Raw genomic sequence first — 324 nt, forward strand, 5'->3', positions numbered from 1 at the left:
ATGATCCACATAATCCAACAGATCCAATCAATCCAAATGATCCAAACAGTCCAAAATACCCTGCGACAGATCAATGGAAGAAAGATGTCACATCAACGGTTAAGTATGTGGTATCAGATGGTAAGGCAACTGCCCCAGCTGATAATGTTCAAAATGCACAATGGACACGTACATTAAATCTTGATAAAGTTACAGGTAAAGTTCTTAACCCTGATGCACCATGGACAGCGAATAAGGCTAACTATGATGCAGTTCCAACACCAAGTGTTACTGGCTACTATGCGGATAAAGCAAGCGTTCCAACTAAGACGGTTACCCAAGATA

General features: G+C 41.0%; 1 protein-coding gene. It reads left to right on the top strand.

Going from position 1 to position 324, the window contains the following annotated elements; genetic code table 11:
* Window positions 1-324: mucin-binding protein (locus AX662_RS10750; protein WP_443030982.1), on the top strand; the 324-nt coding region annotated here is incomplete at both ends.

It is taken from the genome of Streptococcus sp. CCH5-D3 (assembly GCF_001556435.1).
Lineage (GTDB): Bacteria > Bacillota > Bacilli > Lactobacillales > Streptococcaceae > Streptococcus.